The organism is Microseira wollei NIES-4236, assembly GCF_020521235.1.
In the GTDB taxonomy this organism is placed as follows: domain Bacteria; phylum Cyanobacteriota; class Cyanobacteriia; order Cyanobacteriales; family Aerosakkonemataceae; genus Microseira; species Microseira wollei.
In genome coordinates this window covers 1-378 of the sequence record NZ_BLAY01000593.1, presented here as the reverse complement: position 1 = coordinate 378, position 378 = coordinate 1, and the positions used below count along the sequence as shown (strand labels likewise).

Here is a 378-nt window from a genome sequence, read left to right as displayed (position 1 = left end):
AACATCCTCTTCGTCAGCGGTCGCACCAACATCCGCCACAGCAATTGATTCAAAAGCATCGCCAACTGCCGATCTCGAATCAATGGGAGAAACACCAGAGATATCCGCAACAGCAACATCCCCCACAACAATTGATTCCAAAGCATCGCCAACTGCCGATCTCGCATCTATGGGAGAAACACCAGAGATATCCGCAACAGCGACATCCCCCACAACAATTGATTCCAAAGCATCGCCAACAGCTGATGTCCCATCTATGGGAGAAACACCAGAGATATCCGCAACAGCAACATCCTCTTCGTCAGCGGTCGCACCAACATCCGCCACAGCAATTGATTCAAAAGCATCGCCAACTGCCGATCTCGAATCAATGGGAGA

The 378-nt window shown here is 50.3% G+C and carries 1 protein-coding gene; it reads right to left on the bottom strand.

The window, feature by feature from the left end; genetic code table 11:
- Window positions 1-378, bottom strand: a 378-nt coding sequence (locus tag MiSe_RS49960; protein WP_226595061.1) for a hypothetical protein, incomplete at both ends; no start/stop codon positions are given.